General features: G+C 37.2%; 20 protein-coding genes and 2 rRNA genes. 1 reads left to right on the top strand and 21 read right to left on the bottom strand.

Going from position 1 to position 19,265, the window contains the following annotated elements; all coding sequences use genetic code 11:
* Nucleotide 1: 1 nt before the first annotated feature.
* From glmU to metG, 10 genes are all read right to left on the bottom strand, one after another.
* Nucleotides 2-1,360 (bottom strand): bifunctional UDP-N-acetylglucosamine diphosphorylase/glucosamine-1-phosphate N-acetyltransferase GlmU, encoded by a 1,359-nt coding sequence (glmU, locus tag JJJ02_RS08680; RefSeq protein WP_240838467.1) that lies wholly within the window; start codon nucleotides 1,358-1,360, stop codon nucleotides 2-4.
* Nucleotides 1,361-1,517: 157 nt separating this feature from the next.
* The gene (gene spoVG, locus JJJ02_RS08675) at nucleotides 1,518-1,904 is read right to left on the bottom strand and encodes a septation regulator SpoVG (protein WP_099577274.1); all 387 of its coding nucleotides are present in this window, start codon (nucleotides 1,902-1,904) and stop codon (nucleotides 1,518-1,520) included.
* A 37-nt stretch (nucleotides 1,905-1,941) separates the two neighbouring features.
* Nucleotides 1,942-2,319, bottom strand: coding sequence for a RidA family protein (locus JJJ02_RS08670; protein ID WP_240838464.1), 378 nt, complete (start codon nucleotides 2,317-2,319; stop codon nucleotides 1,942-1,944).
* Between the two features lie 15 nt (nucleotides 2,320-2,334).
* Complete coding sequence (purR, locus tag JJJ02_RS08665) at nucleotides 2,335-3,162, bottom strand: pur operon repressor (RefSeq protein ID WP_096077821.1); 828 nt, start codon at nucleotides 3,160-3,162, stop codon at nucleotides 2,335-2,337.
* A 61-nt stretch (nucleotides 3,163-3,223) separates the two neighbouring features.
* Nucleotides 3,224-4,075, bottom strand: coding sequence for a 4-(cytidine 5'-diphospho)-2-C-methyl-D-erythritol kinase (ispE, locus tag JJJ02_RS08660; protein WP_240838461.1), 852 nt, complete (start codon nucleotides 4,073-4,075; stop codon nucleotides 3,224-3,226).
* Between the two features lie 121 nt (nucleotides 4,076-4,196).
* Nucleotides 4,197-4,460 (bottom strand): biofilm formation stimulator Veg, encoded by a 264-nt coding sequence (gene veg / locus JJJ02_RS08655; protein ID WP_096077819.1) that lies wholly within the window; start codon nucleotides 4,458-4,460, stop codon nucleotides 4,197-4,199.
* 98 nt (nucleotides 4,461-4,558) lie between these two features.
* Nucleotides 4,559-5,449, bottom strand: a complete 891-nt coding sequence (gene rsmA, locus JJJ02_RS08650; RefSeq protein WP_302054719.1) for a 16S rRNA (adenine(1518)-N(6)/adenine(1519)-N(6))-dimethyltransferase RsmA — start codon at nucleotides 5,447-5,449, stop codon at nucleotides 4,559-4,561.
* A complete protein-coding gene (gene rnmV / locus JJJ02_RS08645; protein ID WP_111717424.1) occupies nucleotides 5,436-5,999 on the bottom strand; it encodes a ribonuclease M5 in 564 nt (187 codons plus the stop codon). The genes rsmA and rnmV overlap by 14 nt, the downstream gene beginning before the upstream one ends.
* A 117-nt stretch (nucleotides 6,000-6,116) precedes the next feature.
* Nucleotides 6,117-6,884 carry a TatD family hydrolase gene (locus tag JJJ02_RS08640; RefSeq protein WP_240838445.1) on the bottom strand — a complete coding sequence of 256 codons (768 nt, stop codon included), beginning with the start codon at nucleotides 6,882-6,884 and terminating at the stop codon, nucleotides 6,117-6,119.
* Nucleotides 6,885-6,903: 19 nt separating this feature from the next.
* On the bottom strand, nucleotides 6,904-8,877 hold the full coding sequence (metG, locus tag JJJ02_RS08635) for a methionine--tRNA ligase (protein WP_111717428.1): 1,974 nt from the start codon (nucleotides 8,875-8,877) through the stop codon (nucleotides 6,904-6,906).
* A gap of 303 nt (nucleotides 8,878-9,180) precedes the next feature.
* On the opposite strand from metG, the gene JJJ02_RS08630 reads away from it, so the two are divergent.
* Entirely contained in the window at nucleotides 9,181-9,456 is a 276-nt protein-coding gene (locus tag JJJ02_RS08630) for a transition state genes transcriptional regulator AbrB (protein ID WP_099577262.1), read from the top strand.
* Nucleotides 9,457-9,501: 45 nt separating this feature from the next.
* Here JJJ02_RS08630 and rsmI read toward each other — a convergent pair whose 3' ends face one another.
* The 11 genes from rsmI to JJJ02_RS08575 form a co-directional block, all read right to left on the bottom strand.
* Nucleotides 9,502-10,341: a 16S rRNA (cytidine(1402)-2'-O)-methyltransferase gene (gene rsmI, locus JJJ02_RS08625; protein WP_240838443.1), complete on the bottom strand. Its 840-nt coding sequence runs from the start codon at nucleotides 10,339-10,341 to the stop codon at nucleotides 9,502-9,504.
* Nucleotides 10,338-10,592, bottom strand: a complete 255-nt coding sequence (locus JJJ02_RS08620; RefSeq protein WP_111717432.1) for a GIY-YIG nuclease family protein — start codon at nucleotides 10,590-10,592, stop codon at nucleotides 10,338-10,340. Before JJJ02_RS08620 ends, rsmI begins: the two co-directional genes overlap by 4 nt.
* Nucleotides 10,585-11,313 (bottom strand): tRNA1(Val) (adenine(37)-N6)-methyltransferase, encoded by a 729-nt coding sequence (locus JJJ02_RS08615; protein WP_240838434.1) that lies wholly within the window; start codon nucleotides 11,311-11,313, stop codon nucleotides 10,585-10,587. The genes JJJ02_RS08620 and JJJ02_RS08615 overlap by 8 nt, the downstream gene beginning before the upstream one ends.
* 37 nt (nucleotides 11,314-11,350) lie before the next feature.
* Complete coding sequence (gene yabA, locus JJJ02_RS08610; protein ID WP_111717435.1) at nucleotides 11,351-11,683, bottom strand: DNA replication initiation control protein YabA; 333 nt, start codon at nucleotides 11,681-11,683, stop codon at nucleotides 11,351-11,353.
* Between the two features lie 10 nt (nucleotides 11,684-11,693).
* Nucleotides 11,694-12,494, bottom strand: coding sequence for a PSP1 domain-containing protein (locus JJJ02_RS08605; RefSeq protein WP_111717437.1), 801 nt, complete (start codon nucleotides 12,492-12,494; stop codon nucleotides 11,694-11,696).
* On the bottom strand, nucleotides 12,494-13,414 hold the full coding sequence (locus JJJ02_RS08600; protein WP_240838431.1) for a DNA polymerase III subunit delta': 921 nt from the start codon (nucleotides 13,412-13,414) through the stop codon (nucleotides 12,494-12,496). The genes JJJ02_RS08605 and JJJ02_RS08600 overlap by 1 nt, the downstream gene beginning before the upstream one ends.
* Before the next feature lie 48 nt (nucleotides 13,415-13,462).
* Nucleotides 13,463-13,792, bottom strand: coding sequence for a cyclic-di-AMP receptor (locus JJJ02_RS08595; protein WP_111747034.1), 330 nt, complete (start codon nucleotides 13,790-13,792; stop codon nucleotides 13,463-13,465).
* Between the two features lie 34 nt (nucleotides 13,793-13,826).
* Nucleotides 13,827-14,441: a dTMP kinase gene (gene tmk, locus JJJ02_RS08590; RefSeq protein WP_240838428.1), complete on the bottom strand. Its 615-nt coding sequence runs from the start codon at nucleotides 14,439-14,441 to the stop codon at nucleotides 13,827-13,829.
* A 9-nt stretch (nucleotides 14,442-14,450) separates the two neighbouring features.
* The gene (locus JJJ02_RS08585) at nucleotides 14,451-15,803 is read right to left on the bottom strand and encodes an Orn/Lys/Arg family decarboxylase (RefSeq protein WP_240838415.1); all 1,353 of its coding nucleotides are present in this window, start codon (nucleotides 15,801-15,803) and stop codon (nucleotides 14,451-14,453) included.
* A gap of 195 nt (nucleotides 15,804-15,998) precedes the next feature.
* Nucleotides 15,999-16,113: ribosomal RNA gene (rrf, locus tag JJJ02_RS08580) — 5S ribosomal RNA — on the bottom strand.
* Between the two features lie 93 nt (nucleotides 16,114-16,206).
* A 23S ribosomal RNA gene (locus tag JJJ02_RS08575) occupies nucleotides 16,207-19,132 on the bottom strand.
* Between the last annotated feature and the right edge of the window lie 133 nt (nucleotides 19,133-19,265).

The raw sequence follows: 19,265 nt of genomic DNA, 5'->3' as shown, positions 1-19,265 counted from the left end.
ACTATGCTTTATCGTAGTAGCCTTCTTTTGTAGTTTGTCTTGCACGTCCTAATGCCAGACTTTTATTTGGCACATCATCTGTAATGGTAGAACCTGCAGCTACAAAAGATTCATCTCCTATATGAACTGGCGCTACAAGATTTGAATTACATCCGATAAACGAATCTTTACCAACAACAGTTTTAAACTTATTTTTGCCATCATAATTTACAGTAATCGCACCACAACCAACGTTAGTACGTGCACCGATTTCAGCATCACCAATATAGCTTAAATGTGAAACTTTCGCTTCATCTTCTAATTTAGATTTTTTAATTTCTACGAAGTTACCAATCTTAACTTCTTTACCGACATCACTACCTGGACGAAGTTGTGCAAATGGTCCAATTGCTGTTCTTTCATCAACAAATGATTCTGAAATATATGATTGTTTTACAGTAACATTATCTTTTATTTCACTATTCTCAATCGTAGTGTGTGCAGTAATTACTACGCCTTCACCAATTTTAGTGTTCCCTTTTAACATAACACCGGGCTCAATAACAGTATCCGCTCCGATTTCAACATCTTTATCAATATACGTTGTCAGCGGATCAATAATTGTCACACCATTCATCATGTGCATTTTATTAATACGTAAACGCATCGTTTGTTCAGCAATCGATAAATTATAGCGATCATTTATACCTAACGTTTCACTGAAATCTTCAGTAACAAACGCTTCTACAAGTTCACCTTGTGCGCGTAATAATTTAATCACATCAGGTAAATAATACTCACCTTGTGCATTATCATTATCAACTTGCTTTAATAATTCGAATAATAATTTATTATCAAAACAGAAAGTACCAGAACTAATTTCATTGACTAATTTTTCTTCAATGTTAGCATCCTTTTCTTCAACAATACGTTCTACACTACCGTGTTCGTCACGAATAATACGTCCATATCCGAACGGTGTATTCGTTTTAGCTGAAAGAATCGTTGCTTTTGCACCAGTTGTTTCGTGATGTGCTACAAAGCCTTGAATTGTTTCTTCTGAAATTAAAGGTGTGTCTCCACAAATTACAATTGTCGTACCTTCTTTATCTGCTAAATGCTCAGCAGCCATTTGAACGGCATGTGCAGTTCCTAACTGTTCTGTCTGCATACTAAATTGAGATTGATCTGCCAAGGCTCGCTTTACATCTTCAGCGCCATATCCAACGATTGTAACGATATCTGTTACACCTGCCGCTTTAATATTATCTATTACATGCTGTACCATTGGTTTACCACAGACAGGATGTAATACTTTATGCAGTTTTGACTTCATTCGTGTCCCTTTTCCTGCAGCTAAAATAACAGCTTGTTTTGTCATATATATTATCCCCCAGTAAAACATTTTTTTATAAGCTATGCGATGTGTAATCTGCTCAGTTATTTTTATTTTAACATACATTATGTATATTTCGATAAACAAAAAAGCGCGCCTGATAATTTGTTATCAGACACGCTTATTCACTATTTCATTTCAATTATTTTAAATCTTCTTCAACTGTCGTTTGTGAATCAGATTCTACTAAATTAGGTGCTGCTTCACTTGTAGCATCTTCAGCAGTATCCACGTCGTCGTTATGATTATTCTTTCCTAATTCACTTGGATCAATCGCTTCAGTTTCGTCATATACTTTCATGACTGCAGCCTGAATTTCTTGACGCATTTCGCTATTAATTGGATGGGCGATGTCACGGAATTCGCCATCTGCAGTACGTTTACTCGGCATTGCCACGAATAATCCGTTGTTCCCTTCAATAACGCGTAAATCATGAATAACAAATGCCTCATCCAGCGTAATTGATACCAATGCTTTCATTCTACTGTCCGTAGCTAATTTTCTCATTCTAACATCTGTGACTTTCATCTTAGATAGCCTCCTATATAAAATGTAAGTTAAAAATCTACTTAACTTTTAGAGCTACCGCTTCAATCTCAACTTTCACATCTTTAGGAAGACGACTCACTTCAACACAACTTCTTGCAGGAAGGTGCGCATTGAAATATTCGCCATATACTTCATTGATGATTGGGAAGTCATTCATATCACTAATAAAAATCATTGTTTTTACTACTGAATTTAAATTCGATCCGCTTTCTTCTAATACAGCTGATAAGTTTTCTAATACTTGCTTCGTTTGCTCTGCAACGTCATCACCTATTACTTCACCATCTATAGTCAGTGGAATTTGTCCACTTGTATAAACCATATTGTTAACTACAACAGCGTGGCTGTATGGTCCAATTGCTGCCGGTGCATTTTTTGTGAAAATAGATTTCATGATGATATCTCCTTTTTATTTCGAAAATTTTTCTAAGCAATTACCTTTTTCAACTGTAAAAGATTGATTATATTCATCTACGTCGGATAATTTCACTAAAGAGGTATAGTCTTGAATCAAGCGATTTTTAACTTCTTTTGATTCTACTAAGACTGTTACCCCTTTAACAGTGGCTTTAAACTCATTCATTAAATTCATAACACCTGTAATTGATCCACCCGCACGCATAAAATCATCTACAATTAAAACTTTTGAACCTTCAGGTAATGTCCTTTTTGATAATACCATTGTTTCAATTTTTCGTGAAGAACCTGAAACATAATTTATCGAAACCGTTGATCCTTCTGTGACCTTATTGTCTTTTCGAATAACGACAACAGGCAGATTAAGTATACTTGCAACCGCATTTGCTAATGAAATACCTTTCGTTGCAATCGTTACGACAGCATCTAACTCTTCATCCATATACATCGTTGCGATGAGCTTTCCAACTTGATTTAATAAACTCGGTGTCCCTACAACATCGGACATGAAAAGATAGCCACCTGGCAGCAATCGTTCTTTCTCCTGCAGCATTTCACACAACTGAGAAATCAATTGATCGGCTTCTTTATAAAACATCTTATGCTTAAACGTTACACCACCACTTGCTCCTGCAGTCGTAGTGATTGTTCCGATTTCTTCTTTGATAAAAGTATCTTTAATGATTTGTACATCTTCACTGATTGAAGACTTTGCCTGACCGAATTTATCTACAAAATACGTCAACGGTACAAGCTCATTAGGATGACTCAACAAGTAACTTGTCATATAAACGATTCTTTCACTTCTTTTAAACTTCATTAAAATCCCTCTTTACGCATATTATACGTTAAATATACCATAAATGTTCGGGAATTTATATTCATCCTAACATGCGCACCATATATACTTCTTTACAACAACCTTTAAGCGCATTGACTACACTCTTTGCCTGACGTTCTTTCGCTGCTAATCCGTAAACTGTTGGACCGCTGCCACTCATCATCGCTATATCTGCGCCAGCTTTCATCATCGTGTCTTTTAATGTCTGGATAATCGGATGCATTTCAATAGTGACGGATTCTAAACGATTTCCTAAATGACGAATCATTTCGTTATAATCCCCATTCTCAATTGCTTCAGCACAAGCCTTACTATCAATTTTTGCGTGAGGTTTTGTTAAATCAAGCGCAGTATACACCTCTTGTGTAGAAACGCTAATATCAGGTTTTGCTAAGATGACCCAGCAAGCAGGCGGTTTAAGTAAATGTTGCAACTGCTCACCACGGCCTGTGCAAAGACTCGTCTTTCCATGCACACAGAATGAAATATCTGAACCGATTTCAGCAGCATGTTCTGCCAATGTATCGAGCGATAATCCTAATTCAAACAATCTATTCATACCGCGAAACGTCGCTGCTGCATCGCTTGATCCACCCGCAAGACCGGCTGCTATCGGGATCGTCTTATCCAATGTGATTGTCACCCCGCAATCCAGATTATAGCGCTCCATCATAATCTTTGCTGCTTTATATGCTAAGTTACGGTTATCATTCGGTACATATAAGTGTTCAACTTTTAATACGATTTGCTTGTCTTTACGTTTCTCTAAAGTCAAACGATCATATAAATCTACTGTTGTCATAATCATCTCTACTTCATGATATCCATCTTCTCGTTTATATAAAGTGTCTAATGTCAAATTGATTTTTGCTGATGCATTTTCATAAATCATAATAATTCCTCACTCATAGTTTTTAATATTATATTATTTTATCACAACTCACGTTATACCATTTCATGAAATGCAAAATAAAAAAATTAAAACCTATTCCATATGGAATAGGTTTTAATTTTTATTGAACAAGAAATTCTTCTTGCTGATCATTTACAAATGTTACTTGTACGTTTTCTGTCAATACGTCGGTATATGTATATGACACACGCTCAAAATTATGTTTATCTTGGTCTAATTCAACCACGAAAACTGATGGATAAGTTTCTTTAAGCACACCGCGGCGCTCAATTAACTTTTTACGTCCTCCATTAGCTCTTAGTACAATCTGATTTCCTAACTGACAATCAAGAATTTTTTTGATGTCTACTAATGTTTTTGGCATAGAAACCCACCTCACTATGCCTTAAATTATAACACTTTGCATATAAATAGTCAATAAAATTTTTAATTTTATCAATTTAAATTACGCTTGTCAATATTTTATATCACTATTTGTGGGTAATTTTTTATATTATTTGCAAGTCGTGCAAATTCTTCGAGCGACAAACTTTCTCCTCTACGACTTGGAGCAATGTTACTCTCTTCTAGCCATGCGATAATGTCGTCTTTATATTCCTTACTATTTGGAAACAGACTCATATAATTATTTAATATCGTCTTTCTACGTTGTACAAATGCACCTCTTGTTAATTTAAAATACAACTTTTCGTCATCCACTTTAACGCGTGGTTCTGGTAATGTCGTTAACTTCACTACAAGTGAATCAACATTAGGTGGTGGCATGAATACTCCTTTAGGAACAATCATGACACGTTTCACATCTGTATAATATTGAATCGCAATAGATAAAGAACCATATGCCTTTGTTGACGGTCCTGCTGTTAAACGCTCTCCCACTTCTTTTTGCATCATCACAACGTAACTGTTAATCGGTAAATGCTGTTCTAATAACCCCATCAAAATAGGCGTCGTAATATAATACGGTAAGTTGGCGACGACAAAGATATCGTCACAATCAGATAAATGTTCATCAATCGCTGCTTTTACATTTGCCTTTAATATATCTTCATTAATCACTGTAACATTGTCGTATGAACTTAATGTATCCCCTAAAATTGGAATCAGGCGCTGGTCAATTTCAAACGCTAATACGCGTTTAGCCTTTCGCGCAAGTTGTTCTGTTAAAGAACCCATACCAGGACCTATTTCAATAACACCACACGTCTCATCAATCCCTGCAGCATCAATAATATTACGAATAACATTTGGATCGACTAAGAAGTTCTGCCCTAAACTTTTCTTAAATTTAAAGCCATATTTATTTAACAATTCCCTCGTACGCGTTGGTGTTGCAATATCATTCATTTCCATTGAAATTCTCCTTATTATCTAAATTCATAGCATCTAACACGTCCGCTTCAGTAATGCCAAATGCATTTAATCTATGAAATAATTGCTTACCATTACAATAACCAATTCTTAAACTTTTGCACAAGTCTTTACGCTTCGATGCCGCTTGAGGGCCGATTATTAACCCTAAATCAATAAGCAAAGCTTTTGATACCGTTTCTGAATCATGCTCAAAAGGTGAAGAAACACTTAATAATGCATCACGAATTGCTTCAACCGGTGCATGCTCAATACCAACTTTACCACGCTTATTACATGCAATATCCGCATCGATAAACGCATGTTTCACCGTTGGTACACGCTGTTCAATGGATTTTCTAATCTTATTTCCCGGGTAATCAGGATCCGTTAACACAATGACACCACGCACCTCAGCAGCGTGTTGTATCGCTTCAATTGTTTCATCATTGAGGGCAGAACCATTCGTTTCAATCGTATCGCACTCAACTGCCATCTTTACTCGCGTTGTATCGTCCTTACCTTCTACGACAATCATTTCATTTATTTTCATATCAATCTTTCCTTTTTACTTATCTATATACAATATTACAATTATACTTGTTATTTTAAAAATGGATAGAATTATTTATAGTAAAAAATAAGCAGAGACAAATGTCCCTACTTATTTTCATAATCCACCAAACAGCTGTTCTGCATTTTTCGTGGTTTGTTCCGCGACTTCTTCATAAGTAATGCCTCTTAGTGCAGCAATCTCTTCTGCCACTAGTTTCACGTGCATCGGTTCATTACGTTTACCACGATACGGATGTGGTGTTAAATATGGCGCGTCTGTTTCCACGATTAACTTATCTAATGGCACATGCTGCGCTACTGCTTTCGGTTGCTTTGCATTTTTAAACGTTACTGGTCCACCTAAAGAGATGATAAAGTTTAATTTCAACACTTCATCACATGTTTCAGGGCTACCACTAAAGCTGTGCATCACGCCTCCAACTTCATGCGCATTTTCTGACTTTAAGATTTCAATTACGTCTGCGGTTGCTTCTCGGTTGTGAATTACAATCGGTAAATTTACTTCTTTAGCCAGTTTAATCTGGCGTTTAAACACTTCTTTTTGGACATCTTTCGGTGATTTATCCCAGTGATAATCGAGCCCCATTTCACCGATAGCAACAATTTTTGGATGTTTAGAAAGTTCTTTAATCCATTCATAATATTCATCAGTGAAATCAATCGCATCCACTGGATGCCAGCCGATTACACCAAATACAAATTCATATTGATCAATGAGCTTCATCGTGCGTTTAATTGTTACTTCATCAAATCCAACGACGATCATACGGTCTATTCCGTTTTCTCGTGCTCTATCTATAACTTCCTGTAAATCTTCTTCGTACTGATCTGCGTTTAAATGAACGTGTGTATCTATTAACACAGTATCACTCCTCGTGTTTTTATTTTACGATTGAGCCGTTCTCAATTGCATTTGGTACGCTGACTAATGTTAATGCACCATCTTTTTCTGCTGACAAAATCATTCCTTCTGATTTCTCTCCACGTAATTCTACCGGTTTTAAGTTTGTCACAACAATTACTTTTTTACCGATAATGTCTTCTGGTTTATAGAATTCAGCTATTCCTGATACGATTTGGCGTTGTTCATTACCTAAATCTACCTGGATTTTTAATAATTTTTTCGCTTTTTTCACGTAATCCGCGTCAATGATAGTAGCTGTTTTTAATTCTACTTCATTAAATGTATCAATTGTAATCTCCGGCTTAGCAGGTACTTCTTCTTTTTCCTCTTCTGCTGGTGCAGGCGGTTGCATCGTACTCTTAATAAATTCTACTTCAGCTGCTGTATCTAAACGCGGGAAGATTGGTGTTGCTTTCTCAACCACTTTTAAGTCTTTAATCTTACCGTATGCATCAAGACTCGCAAATTCAAATAATGTTGGATCCTGAATATTTAACTGATTAAAGATTTTTGTCGGTGCTTCTGTTAAGAATGGGCGTAACAATACGCTCGCAAAACGAATATTTTCAACTAAGTGATACATTACGCTTTCTAATAATTCTTTTTGTGCTTCATCTTTGATTAAAATCCACGGTGTTGTTTCATCGATATATTTATTTGTTCTTGAAATCAGCTTCCATACTTCTTGTAACGCTACTGAATATTGTAAGTTCTCCATAGCAGCATCGTATTTCGCTTTCGTTTCAAGTGCTAACGCTTCAATTTCAGCATCTACTTCATGCATTTGACCTTTGTAGCCAGAAAGATTGCCATCAAAATATTTATTGATCATCGCAATCGTACGGTTAACTAAGTTACCTAAGTCATTTGCAAGGTCAAAGTTTGTACGATCAACGAAAGCTTCAGGCGTAAACACTCCATCTGAACCAAATGGTAACTCACGCATTAAGTAATATCGCACTGCGTCTAAACCGTAACGATCAATTAGGATATGCGGATCTACCACATTCCCTTTAGACTTACTCATCTTACCGTCTTTCATCAAGATCCAGCCGTGAGCAAATACTTTCTTCGGTAATGGTAAATCTAAAGCCATGAGTAAAACTGGCCATATAATTGTATGGAAACGAACAATTTCTTTCGCCATAATATGGACATCAGCTGGCCAGTATTTCTTAAATTCTGTATCATCTTCTGAAAGGTAACCTAAAGCAGAGATATAGTTTGTTAATGCATCAATCCAAACATATACAACATGTTTCGGATTAGACGGAACTTTTATCCCCCAGTCAAAAGATGTACGAGAAACAGCTAAATCTTCTAACCCTGGTTTAATAAAGTTATTTAACATTTCATTTTTTCGAGAAACAGGTTGAATGAAATCAGGATGATCTTCATAATATTGTACTAAACGATCAGCATATTTACTCAATCTAAAGAAATAACTTTCTTCTTTCACAAGTTGAACCGGGTGTCCTGAATCCGGACTTTTCCCTCCAACGATTTTATCGCCTTCCATAATAGGATCAACAAGTTGCGTTTCAGTGTAGAATGTTTCGTCTGGCACTGAATACCATCCTTCATATTCACCTAAATAAATATCATCTTGTGCTAATAATTTTTCGAATACTTTTTCAACAACAAGTTTATGACGCGTTTCAGTCGTTCTAATAAAATCATCGTTTGAAATATCAAGCTTTTTCCATAATGCCTGAATGTCTTTAATGATTTCATCTAAATATTCTATTTCAGATTTACCGGCAGCAAGTGCTTTCTCCTGAATCTTTTGGCCATGTTCATCTGTACCTGTTAAATACTTAACATCGTAACCTTGCATTCTTTTGTAACGCGCGATAGCGTCACCTGCAACTGTTGAATATGCATGTCCAATATGTAATTTACCGCTTGGATAATATATAGGCGTTGTTATATAAAAAGTATCGTTCGTCATGTTCGTCCTCCTAGTGCTATTTATCCTTTAAATATACAGAAGTTTTCGTTATTTTTCAATATGACTAATCTTTACAATTCGACAAGTAAAATTATTAATATATTGTAAAATCAAGTAAAGTTCTCAAATTCTGAATATTACATAACATTACTAAACCATTACAAATAAAGATTTTGATGATATATCGTTGACAATGTAAAAATACGGTAGTACACTCTTATTAAGACAAATGTCGAAAACACTTATTAATTTTGTCGAATTTACTAAAATTACTACAAAAACAATTTTTGGAGGAAATATATTATGAAATCTACTGGTATCGTAAGAAAAGTTGATGAATTAGGACGTGTAGTTATTCCAATCGAATTACGTCGTATTTTAGACATCGCTGAAAAAGACGCTTTAGAAATCTATACTGATGCAGATAAAATTATCTTAAAAAAATATAAACCAAGCATGACTTGTGCTGTAACTGGTGATGTTTCTGAAGATAACTATTTATTAGCAGGTGGTAAATTAGTATTATCTAAAGAAGGCGTAGAACAAATCTTAAAAGAGATCGAAGCTAAAGATAAATAAGATATAAAAATAAAAAGGTTCGAGTCCAAATGGACTCGAACCTTTTTATTTTTTATCGACATGATACATTTGATACACTTCGTTCTTCTTCATTTCTCTATCTAAAGCAACTTGTTTAATCGCCTCTTTATTTCGTAATCCTTCTTTAACATAGTGATTGACGTGATTTTCAACCGTCATTTCTGACCACCAGTTCACATTATTTTCGCCTGTGCTGCCTTCAATTATAAGAACAAACTCACCTTTAAGATTAATATCTTTGTCCAGTCGTTCTAATAGATACAACACTGAATCCGTTTCAACTTGCTCAAATTTCTTAGTCAGTTCACGTGCAATGGATATTTTACGTGTACCGTCTATTTTTGCAATCATTTCTAATGTATGTTTCACACGAAACGGTGATTCGTAGATTATGATGGTGTGAGGTAAAGCCATAAGCGATACAAGTCGCTCTTTCTTTTCATTATCTTTGCGAGGTAAAAAACCATCAAATAAAAATGAATAAGAGCTAATACCACTTGTCATTAAAGCTGTAAGTGCGGCATTAGCACCTGGCACTGTTTCAACTTTAATACCTTTCTCACGTGCCACAACAACCAGTTCATATCCCGGATCACTTATAAGGGGAAGTCCTGCATCAGAAACCAATGCGATACGGTTTCCTTCTAACAATAAATCGATAATATAATCTGTCACCTGTTCTTTATTGTGCTCATGGTAGCTTTTTAATGGTGTATCAATATCATAATGCATAACGAGTTTTTTAGTCACCCTTGTATCTTCACATAAAATGATATCCGCTTCTTTTAACATTCTTACCGCTCTAAATGTAATATCTTCTAAATTGCCGATTGGTGTACCTACTAAATATAAGATACCGCTCATAAGGTACCTCCCTGTATTAATTTAATCTTTTGTGAACGTGTTAATTGTTTAATCGCATACTCTCTTTGCATTGCTGCACTTTTCGTTTCAAAACTTTCTTCGTATACGCGTTTCACCGGTAATCTTACTCTTGTATACTTTGCACCTCTGCCTTCGTTATGGGTATGGAGTCTTTTCTCCAGGTCATTTGTATAGCCTGTATACAGTGTACCATCACTACATTCTAATATATAAATATAATGACTACCCATAATAAACCTCATTCATCGATTTAGAATAAGTACCATCCGTATCATAAATATAAAACGGCGGCATAACCTTCACATCTGGTTTACCACCTTTTATACCAACGACAACAACTGTAATGGCATCGGGTTTAGTAGGTGATGAATAGATAGGATAAATAACTTTAGGTTCAATGCCAACTGATCTCATATCAGAAAGTACATCAATCAACCGATCAGCACGTTGAACAACAATCATTTTTCCTCTTTGCTTCAGTAAATGGTTTGCAGACTGGACGCAATCTAAAAATGTACAAAGCACTTCAGTTCGAGCAATACGATGAGCTTCCTTTAAATGCTGATACTCCTGATTTGCTCTAAAGTAAGGAGGATTACATGTTACAACATCAAATTGACTGGGTATAAAATTTTGTTTCACGCACTTTATGTCCATCTCGTGCATACAAATCTGTTCTTCCAGTTTGTTATATTGAACAGATCGCCTTGCCATATCCACAAGTTGTGACTGAATTTCGATTGCTTCTATCGGCATGATTGTACGATGAGATAATAATAAAGGAATAATGCCATTCCCTGAACAAATATCTATCACTTTGTCTTTTTTCTTTAAAGGCGTAAGGTGTGCAAGTAGCAGTGCATCTGTTGAAAAAGAAAACACATCATCATTTTGAATGATGGATAAATTTTCTTTAATTAATTGATCAAATCTTTCATTTTCTAATAACATCATAATTCCTCCAATAAAAAAAGGCTTACGCCTCTTTTTATTCTTTATCAGATAGTAAGCTTAAACAAAAAATACAGTCGCCACCACCACGGTGTTTGCCAAATAAATCTGTCGGACAAATATGAAAGCCTTCTGCGTAAAGCATCGCTAAATTATCTTTACTTTGAAGAACTTTATTATTCTTTTTAGGTTCCTCTTCTTCTTTAGGTACCTGAATGAAACGTTGCAAATTATCATTTTCTAACTTTAAAGCAACATTTTCTTCGACTAAAGCAACTGTCAGTTCTTTTAATGTTTCATAACTATCATTTATATTATTGATTTGTTTCTCCAGCTTAGTTAAAGCATTGAATAATTCATCGCGGTTCATGATAAACCTCCTAAACTTGTACCTCGTCGATATGATAAACGATTGGTGTTTCCATACTCTTTAATTTTACTTGCATCGTCACATCTAATATATTTAAACCGATAACACGACCAGGTCCTTCAGGTGTTTGAATTTCTTCCCCAATATCAGGTAATCTTCTTCTTGTTTCTTCGTAATAATCATTTTCGTATTTCAAACAACACATTAAACGACCACATGCACCTGAAATTTTAGTAGGATTTAATGATAAATTCTGATCTTTTGCCATTTTTATCGATACGGGTTCAAAATCACCTAAATAAGTTGCACAGCATAAACTACGACCGCAAGGACCAATGCCGCCTAGAATCTTCGCTTCATCTCTTACACCGATTTGACGTAATTCAATGCGTGTTTTTAGATCATAGGCTAAACTTTTAACTAATTCACGAAAATCCACACGCTCATTAGCAGTAAAGTTAAAAATAATCTTTGCTTTATCTAATGTATAAGTTGCATTTACTAAGCGCATATCGAGTTCATGATTTTTAACGTGTTGTTTACATAGCTCTAATGCACGGTCAGCGTCTAACATATTTTGTTCATACTTTAAAATATCATTTTCCGTTGCTTTACGACTAATCATTGGTACCGGCATCACTACGTCTTCAATCGGCACTTCTTTATTTGGAATAATAACACGGGCAAGTTCAACGCCACGCTTTTTATTATCAATTACTACTAATTCATTGACTGAAAATTGTTCATCACCAGGTTGATAATATTCTGTCTTACCTGATTTCTGAAATTTCACGCCTATTATTTCTATCATTATTTCACCTCATTGAGCATTTGAATCGCTAAAGCTTCATACACTAATGTTATATTAACATATTGTAACAATTGCTGTTTCGCTGTAAGTGTATGGTCTATCATTGCTAAACATTTATCAATTGTCAGTAGATTTGCCTGCTGTTGAATATGTTCTTCCATTTCAGGATAACTTACTACATTATCTCCAATGAGTACATACATCAAATCCTGTAGATACAGTTGAATCATGTCTATTCCCATCAATTGTTTCTCTCGCGAATCGAGTGTATCCAAAATGTTGACAATTTGAATTAATCCCATTGTATCACTGTTTAGTAAAGTTTGGCACCACTTAATTATTACACCCTTTAAATCATTAAATTGTTGTGTCTCATACCATTCCACTGCTTCTTCTTTACTTAAGTTAAGAGCATTCATCGTCGCCAGAACAGATTTTGGAATATCCAGATCACCATGCTTGGTCAAGTCATCTTCACTAGCTTGTATAAAGATATGCTGACATCTTGAATGGATGGTTGGTAAGATGGATTTTGGTGCAGTTGTTACTAATATTGCTACAGTATTTACTGGGGGTTCCTCTAAAAATTTTAATATACTATTTTCACCTTGCACCGTTACTTTATCGAAATCCATAATAATATAGACTTTATGTGTGCCTTCAATCGGTTTTTGATTCATACGATGTAACAAATCTTCTATTAACTCTTTTTTTATCGTGGCTTCACTTGTTTCTAGAAGAATGAAATCCGCGTGATTTAAATTCTGAACGCGACTTTGACATATATCATTATTACTACAAAGTATTTGTGCCGCAAAACGCATTGCTTCATCTTTTAACTGGCCTCTATTTTGTCCATCAAACAAATATGCATGACTTAATTTATTATTATCGATAAGATGCTGCAGTTGCTTAAGCATTCAATCTACTCCTTTATATAATCAAAAAGCTGCACAAGGCAGCTAATGTTAGAACTGATGAAATTGTTCAATTGGCATTACGAAGACTGTTGCGCCACCAACTTCGACTTCTACAGGATATGGGATATAAGCATCCGCATTCCCACCCATTGGTGTTACTGGTGTAACAACTTGTTCTCGATTACCACAAGTACTATTGATTAAAGTTAATAGTTCATTTACGCGTTCGTCTTCTACACCACAAAGAAACGTCGTATTACCAGCTCTTAAAAAACCGCCAGTAGAAGCGAGTTTTGTTGTTCTAAAATTATTTTTAGTAAGTACATCAGATAGACTTTGGCTATCCTGGTCCTGTACAATTGCAATTATCATTTTCATTTAAAACACCTCTTATTATTAATTATATCACAAACTATTTAATGCTCTTATTAATTGCATCTAAACAATCATTAACTACCTCCAAAAGAGGTTGCGAAGCATCAATCAATTTAATTCTGTCAGGATGTAAACGAAATAATTCATCATATCCTTTTACAACACGCTTATGAAAGTCAATCTGTTCTTTGTCCAATCGGTTTGTTTCACGTGAATTATCTTTAATACGTAATAATCCTATTTCAGGTTCAACACGTAAATATAACGTTAAATCCGGATATTTACCTTCAATTGCAAATTCATTGATCGCACGAATTTCGTCAAGACCGATACCACGCGCATAGCCTTGGTAAGCTAATGAACTATCAATAAAACGATCGCACAATACGATCTTGTCCATGTGTAGTGCAGGTAATACCTTCTCAACGAGGTGCTGTCTACGGCTTGCAGCAAATAATAATGCCTCTGTTCGATAATCCATTGCACTCGCATCATCTAAAATAATATTACGGATATCTTCACTAATTTTTATACCACCCGGTTCTCTTGTCGTAATGACTTCGAACTTGTCGCTTAATTCTTTCGCTAATGCTTTAATTACTGTACTTTTACCCGAACCTTCCGGACCTTCAATTGTAATAAAATAACTCATTATTAACTCCTACTCCCACACACGAATTTTATTATCATAGATACCATGTACTTTTCCACCATTAGAAATAAATGAAATAACATGTTGAACATGTTCCTCTGAAATCACTTCTCCCTCTAATATATATGGAATACCAGGAGGATAAGGAATAATATGTTCTGCACATATACGACCTATGCTGTCATTTAAATCTATAGTAATAATATTATTTGAAGTCTGGGCAATATAGATCCCATCTAATTGATTATATAACATCTCACTTTTTACTTCATTTATAACTCTGTTACTATCTAATTTTATATTATTTATTCTATCAATCAAGAACTCAAATAAATAACGATCATTCTCATGCCATAATGGCAATACACATAATACAAACTTTTCATTACTCAACTCAGTAAATATACCGTATCTCTCTAATAAATGCGCTAATTCTATACCACTATAATGCTCGTGCATCAACATTATCTTCAGTGGATCCTCCGCTTCTATAAAATCAAAGACTTTGCGCAGTGCTTTTAGTAATGTCGTTCTACGCTTAAAAAATAATCTATCTTTATAATGCTTATAAAAGGTATCTGCGTGTTCTAAACCTAACATTAGCATATACGAAGGACTAGAAGATTGTAGTATCGAAAGTAAATGATTTATCTGGTGTTTTATATCTTCAGGAATAGCATGATTTATATGAATAACTGAACTCATTGTAAATGCAGGTAATGTCTTATGATAAGACTGTACTACGAAATCAGCTGCGTATTTTAATGAACTTACAGGAAAATGCTCTGAAATATTAAAATGCGCGCCATGCGCTTCATCAATTAATACAGGAATATGATAACGATGAAAATACTCAATTGCCGCTTTAATATCATATGTTTCACCAAAATAATTAGGATATGTTAATACCGCTAATTTAATATGAGGCAACACATCTTTATCCATAGCTCCTATATCAATTCCACTATACTCTTTTGTAGTATATGAAACATTTGTCGGTAAAATATATGCGCTACCTTTTCCCAATGCAATCGCATTATAAATTGATTTGTGCGCATTTCTCATAATAGCAACACTCGGAACTTCACCAGCCTCTATAAAGGAAAGAATCACTGCCAGTAAACCGACAGTTGTACCGTTTACTAAAAAACGTGAATCATATCCCTCTTTGTCAATCGATAATTGACTATTCTTTATAATATCATCAGGATGATGATAATCATCCATACCTGAAATTTCTGTAACATCGTATTTTAATTCTAAGTTATCAAGATGTCCTATCGTTTGATAATGGTGACCAGGAACATGCAGTGAAATTGGAATTTGTTTAAAATGTTCAATCATAGCATTATACATTTTCATAGAAAGAACTCCTTTAATTTTACAAATCATTTCTATATGTTAAACATTTTCATTACTTCTATCTATTATTGTACCAACATTTTTAAAACTAAGTATCTAATAATAAAAACACTTAAAAAAATGCAAAAAAAAGAGACCTTAACAGGTCACTCGTTTGCGGCTCATCGCATCCATTTAAGGTATTACTATAAATCTGCCCGGCAACGTCCTACTCTCGCGGATCGTAAGACCAACTACCATCGGCGCTAGAGAGCTTAACTTCTGTGTTCGGTATGGGAACAGGTGTGACCTCTCTGCCATCGTCACCAGACAAAGTATATTAAAGGTATTGTACCTTCAAAACTAGATAAACTTAAGAAGAAATATGATGTACCAAACATCACCGTGCAAAAAATCTATAAAATTGATTAAGTCTTCGATCGATTAGTATTCGTCAGCTCCATACATTACTGTACTTCCACCTCGAACCTATTAACCTCATCATCTTTGAGGGATCTTATAACCGAAGTTGGGAAATCTCATCTTGAGGGGGGCTTCATGCTTAGATGCTTTCAGCACTTATCCCGTCCATACATAGCTACCCAGCTATGCCGCTGGCGCGACAACTGGTACACCAGAGGTATGTCCATCCCGGTCCTCTCGTACTAAGGACAGCTCCTCTCAAATTTCCTACGCCCACGACGGATAGGGACCGAACTGTCTCACGACGTTCTGAACCCAGCTCGCGTACCGCTTTAATGGGCGAACAGCCCAACCCTTGGGACCGACTACAGCCCCAGGATGCGATGAGCCGACATCGAGGTGCCAAACCTCCCCGTCGATGTGAACTCTTGGGGGAGATAAGCCTGTTATCCCCGGGGTAGCTTTTATCCGTTGAGCGATGGCCCTTCCATGCGGAACCACCGGATCACTAAGTCCGTCTTTCGACCCTGCTCGACTTGTAGGTCTCGCAGTCAAGCTCCCTTGTGCCTTTACACTCTGCGAATGATTTCCAACCATTCTGAGGGAACCTTTGAGCGCCTCCGTTACTCTTTAGGAGGCGACCGCCCCAGTCAAACTGCCCGCCTGACACTGTCTCCCACCACGATAAGTGGTGCGGGTTAGAAAGTCAACACAGCCAGGGTAGTATCCCACCAACGCCTCCACGTAAGCTGACGCTCACGCTTCAAAGGCTCCTACCTATCCTGTACAAGCTGTGCCGAATTTCAATATCAGGCTGCAGTAAAGCTCCACGGGGTCTTTCCGTCCTGTCGCGGGTAACCTGCATCTTCACAGGTACTATGATTTCACCGAGTCTCTCGTTGAGACAGTGCCCAAATCGTTACGCCTTTCGTGCGGGTCGGAACTTACCCGACAAGGAATTTCGCTACCTTAGGACCGTTATAGTTACGGCCGCCGTTTACTGGGGCTTCAATTCGTAGCTTCGCGAGATGCTAACCACTCCTTTTAACCTTCCAGCACCGGGCAGGCGTCAGCCCCTATACGTCACCTTACGGTTTTGCAGAGACCTGTGTTTTTGATAAACAGTCGCTTGGGCCTATTCACTGCGGCTCTTCAAGGCTTGCACCCTAAAAAGCACCCCTTCTCCCGAAGTTACGGGGTCATTTTGCCGAGTTCCTTAACGAGAGTTCGCTCGCTCACCTTAGAATTCTCATCTTGACTACCTGTGTCGGTTTGCGGTACGGGCACCTAATTTCTAACTAGAGGCTTTTCTTGGCAGTGTGAAATCAACGACTTCGCTACTATAATTTCGCTCCCCATCACACCTTGACCTTAAGAGTACCGGATTTGCCTAATACTCAGTCTCAGTGCTTGGACGTACATAACCAACAGTACGCTTCGCCTATCCTACTGCGTCCCCCCATCGTTCAAACAATCTTAGGTGGTACAGGAATATCTACCTGTTATCCATCGCCTACGCCATTCGGCCTCGGCTTAGGTCCCGACTAACCCAGAGCGGACGAGCCTTCCTCTGGAAACCTTAGTCAATCGGTGGACGGGATTCTCACCCGTCTTTCGCTACTCACACCGGCATTCTCACTTCTAAGCGCTCCACATGTCCTTGCGATCATGCTTCGACGCTGCTTAGAACGCTCTCCTACCATTGTCCATTGGACAATCCACAGCTTCGGTAATATGTTTAGCCCCGGTACATTTTCGGCGCAGCGTCACTCGACTAGTGAGCTATTACGCACTCTTTAAATGATGGCTGCTTCTAAGCCAACATCCTAGTTGTCTGGGCAACGCCACATCCTTTTCCACTTAACATATATTTTGGGACCTTAGCTGGTGGTCTGGGCTGTTTCCCTCTCGACTACGGACCTTATCACCCGCAGTCTGACTCCCGTGTTAAATTATTTGGCATTCGGAGTTTGTCTGAATTCGGTAACCCGAGGGGGGCCCCTAGTCCAAACAGTGCTCTACCTCCAATAATCATCACACGAGGCTAGCCCTAAAGCTATTTCGGAGAGAACCAGCTATCTCCAGGTTCGATTGGAATTTCTCCGCTACCCACACCTCATCCGCTCACTTTTCAACGTAAGTCGGTTCGGTCCTCCATTCAGTGTTACCTGAACTTCAACCTGGACATGGGTAGATCACCTGGTTTCGGGTCTACGACCTGATACTCATTCGCCCTATTCAGACTCGCTTTCGCTACGGCTCCACATATACTGCTTAACCTTGCATCAAATCGTAACTCGCCGGTTCATTCTACAAAAGGCACGCCATCACCCATTAACGGGCTCTGACTACTTGTAAGCACACGGTTTCAGGTTCTATTTCACTCCCCTTCCGGGGTGCTTTTCACCTTTCCCTCACGGTACTGGTTCACTATCGGTCACTAGAGAGTATTTAGCCTTGGGAGATGGTCCTCCCGGATTCCGACGGAATTCCACGTGTTCCGCCGTACTCAGGATCCACTCAGGAGAGAACAACTTTTCGACTACAGGGCCTTTACCTTCTATGGCTGACTTTTCCAAAGTCATTCGTCTAAACTGTTCCTTTGTAACTCCGTATTGAGTGTCCTACAACCCCAGAGAGCAAGCTCTCTGGTTTGGGCTCTTCCCGTTTCGCTCGCCGCTACTAAGGGAATCGAGTTTTCTTTCTCTTCCTCCGGGTACTTAGATGTTTCAGTTCTCCGGGTGTGCCTTCTCATATACTATGTATTCATATATGGATAACATGACATAACTCATGCTGGGTTTCCCCATTCGGAAATCTCTGGATCAAAGCTTACTTACAGCTCCCCAAAGCATATCGTCGTTAGTAACGTCCTTCTTCGGCTTCTAGTGCCAAGGCATCCACCGTGCGCCCTTAATAACTTAATCTGTTATTAATAATTGTGATGTCTGCATAAATGCAGACGCGCGATTTTTTTAAGAATTCAAAAATGAACTCACTCGGTTTTGCTTGGTAAAATCTTTTATTTCTTCTTACTTTATCTAGTTTTCAAAGTACAAT

Source organism: Macrococcus sp. PK (assembly GCF_022501545.1).
GTDB classification, from domain to species: Bacteria; Bacillota; Bacilli; order Staphylococcales; family Staphylococcaceae; genus Macrococcoides; species Macrococcoides epidermidis.
Note: the sequence above shows the minus strand (reverse complement) of the source record. Positions and strands in the feature narration are given on the sequence as shown.

What these genes read in the sequence shown, in the direction of transcription:
- glmU (WP_240838467.1), bottom strand. Translation starts at nt 1,360, where the DNA reads ATGACAAAACAAGCTGTTATTTTAGCTGCAGGAAAAGGGACACGAATG.
- spoVG (WP_099577274.1), bottom strand. Translation starts at nt 1,904, where the DNA reads ATGAAAGTCACAGATGTTAGAATGAGAAAATTAGCTACGGACAGTAGA.
- JJJ02_RS08670 (WP_240838464.1), bottom strand. Translation starts at nt 2,319, where the DNA reads ATGAAATCTATTTTCACAAAAAATGCACCGGCAGCAATTGGACCATAC.
- purR (WP_096077821.1), bottom strand. Translation starts at nt 3,162, where the DNA reads ATGAAGTTTAAAAGAAGTGAAAGAATCGTTTATATGACAAGTTACTTG.
- ispE (WP_240838461.1), bottom strand. Translation starts at nt 4,075, where the DNA reads ATGATTTATGAAAATGCATCAGCAAAAATCAATTTGACATTAGACACT.
- veg (WP_096077819.1), bottom strand. Translation starts at nt 4,460, where the DNA reads ATGCCAAAAACATTAGTAGACATCAAAAAAATTCTTGATTGTCAGTTA.
- rsmA (WP_302054719.1), bottom strand. Translation starts at nt 5,449, where the DNA reads ATGGAAATGAATGATATTGCAACACCAACGCGTACGAGGGAATTGTTA.
- rnmV (WP_111717424.1), bottom strand. Translation starts at nt 5,999, where the DNA reads ATGAAAATAAATGAAATGATTGTCGTAGAAGGTAAGGACGATACAACG.
- metG (WP_111717428.1), bottom strand. Translation starts at nt 8,877, where the DNA reads ATGACGAACGATACTTTTTATATAACAACGCCTATATATTATCCAAGC.
- JJJ02_RS08630 (WP_099577262.1), top strand. Translation starts at nt 9,181, where the DNA reads ATGAAATCTACTGGTATCGTAAGAAAAGTTGATGAATTAGGACGTGTA.
- rsmI (WP_240838443.1), bottom strand. Translation starts at nt 10,341, where the DNA reads ATGAGCGGTATCTTATATTTAGTAGGTACACCAATCGGCAATTTAGAA.
- JJJ02_RS08620 (WP_111717432.1), bottom strand. Translation starts at nt 10,592, where the DNA reads ATGGGTAGTCATTATATTTATATATTAGAATGTAGTGATGGTACACTG.
- JJJ02_RS08615 (WP_240838434.1), bottom strand. Translation starts at nt 11,313, where the DNA reads ATGTTATTAGAAAATGAAAGATTTGATCAATTAATTAAAGAAAATTTA.
- yabA (WP_111717435.1), bottom strand. Translation starts at nt 11,683, where the DNA reads ATGAACCGCGATGAATTATTCAATGCTTTAACTAAGCTGGAGAAACAA.
- JJJ02_RS08605 (WP_111717437.1), bottom strand. Translation starts at nt 12,494, where the DNA reads ATGATAGAAATAATAGGCGTGAAATTTCAGAAATCAGGTAAGACAGAA.
- JJJ02_RS08600 (WP_240838431.1), bottom strand. Translation starts at nt 13,414, where the DNA reads ATGCTTAAGCAACTGCAGCATCTTATCGATAATAATAAATTAAGTCAT.
- JJJ02_RS08595 (WP_111747034.1), bottom strand. Translation starts at nt 13,792, where the DNA reads ATGAAAATGATAATTGCAATTGTACAGGACCAGGATAGCCAAAGTCTA.
- tmk (WP_240838428.1), bottom strand. Translation starts at nt 14,441, where the DNA reads ATGAGTTATTTTATTACAATTGAAGGTCCGGAAGGTTCGGGTAAAAGT.
- JJJ02_RS08585 (WP_240838415.1), bottom strand. Translation starts at nt 15,803, where the DNA reads ATGAAAATGTATAATGCTATGATTGAACATTTTAAACAAATTCCAATT.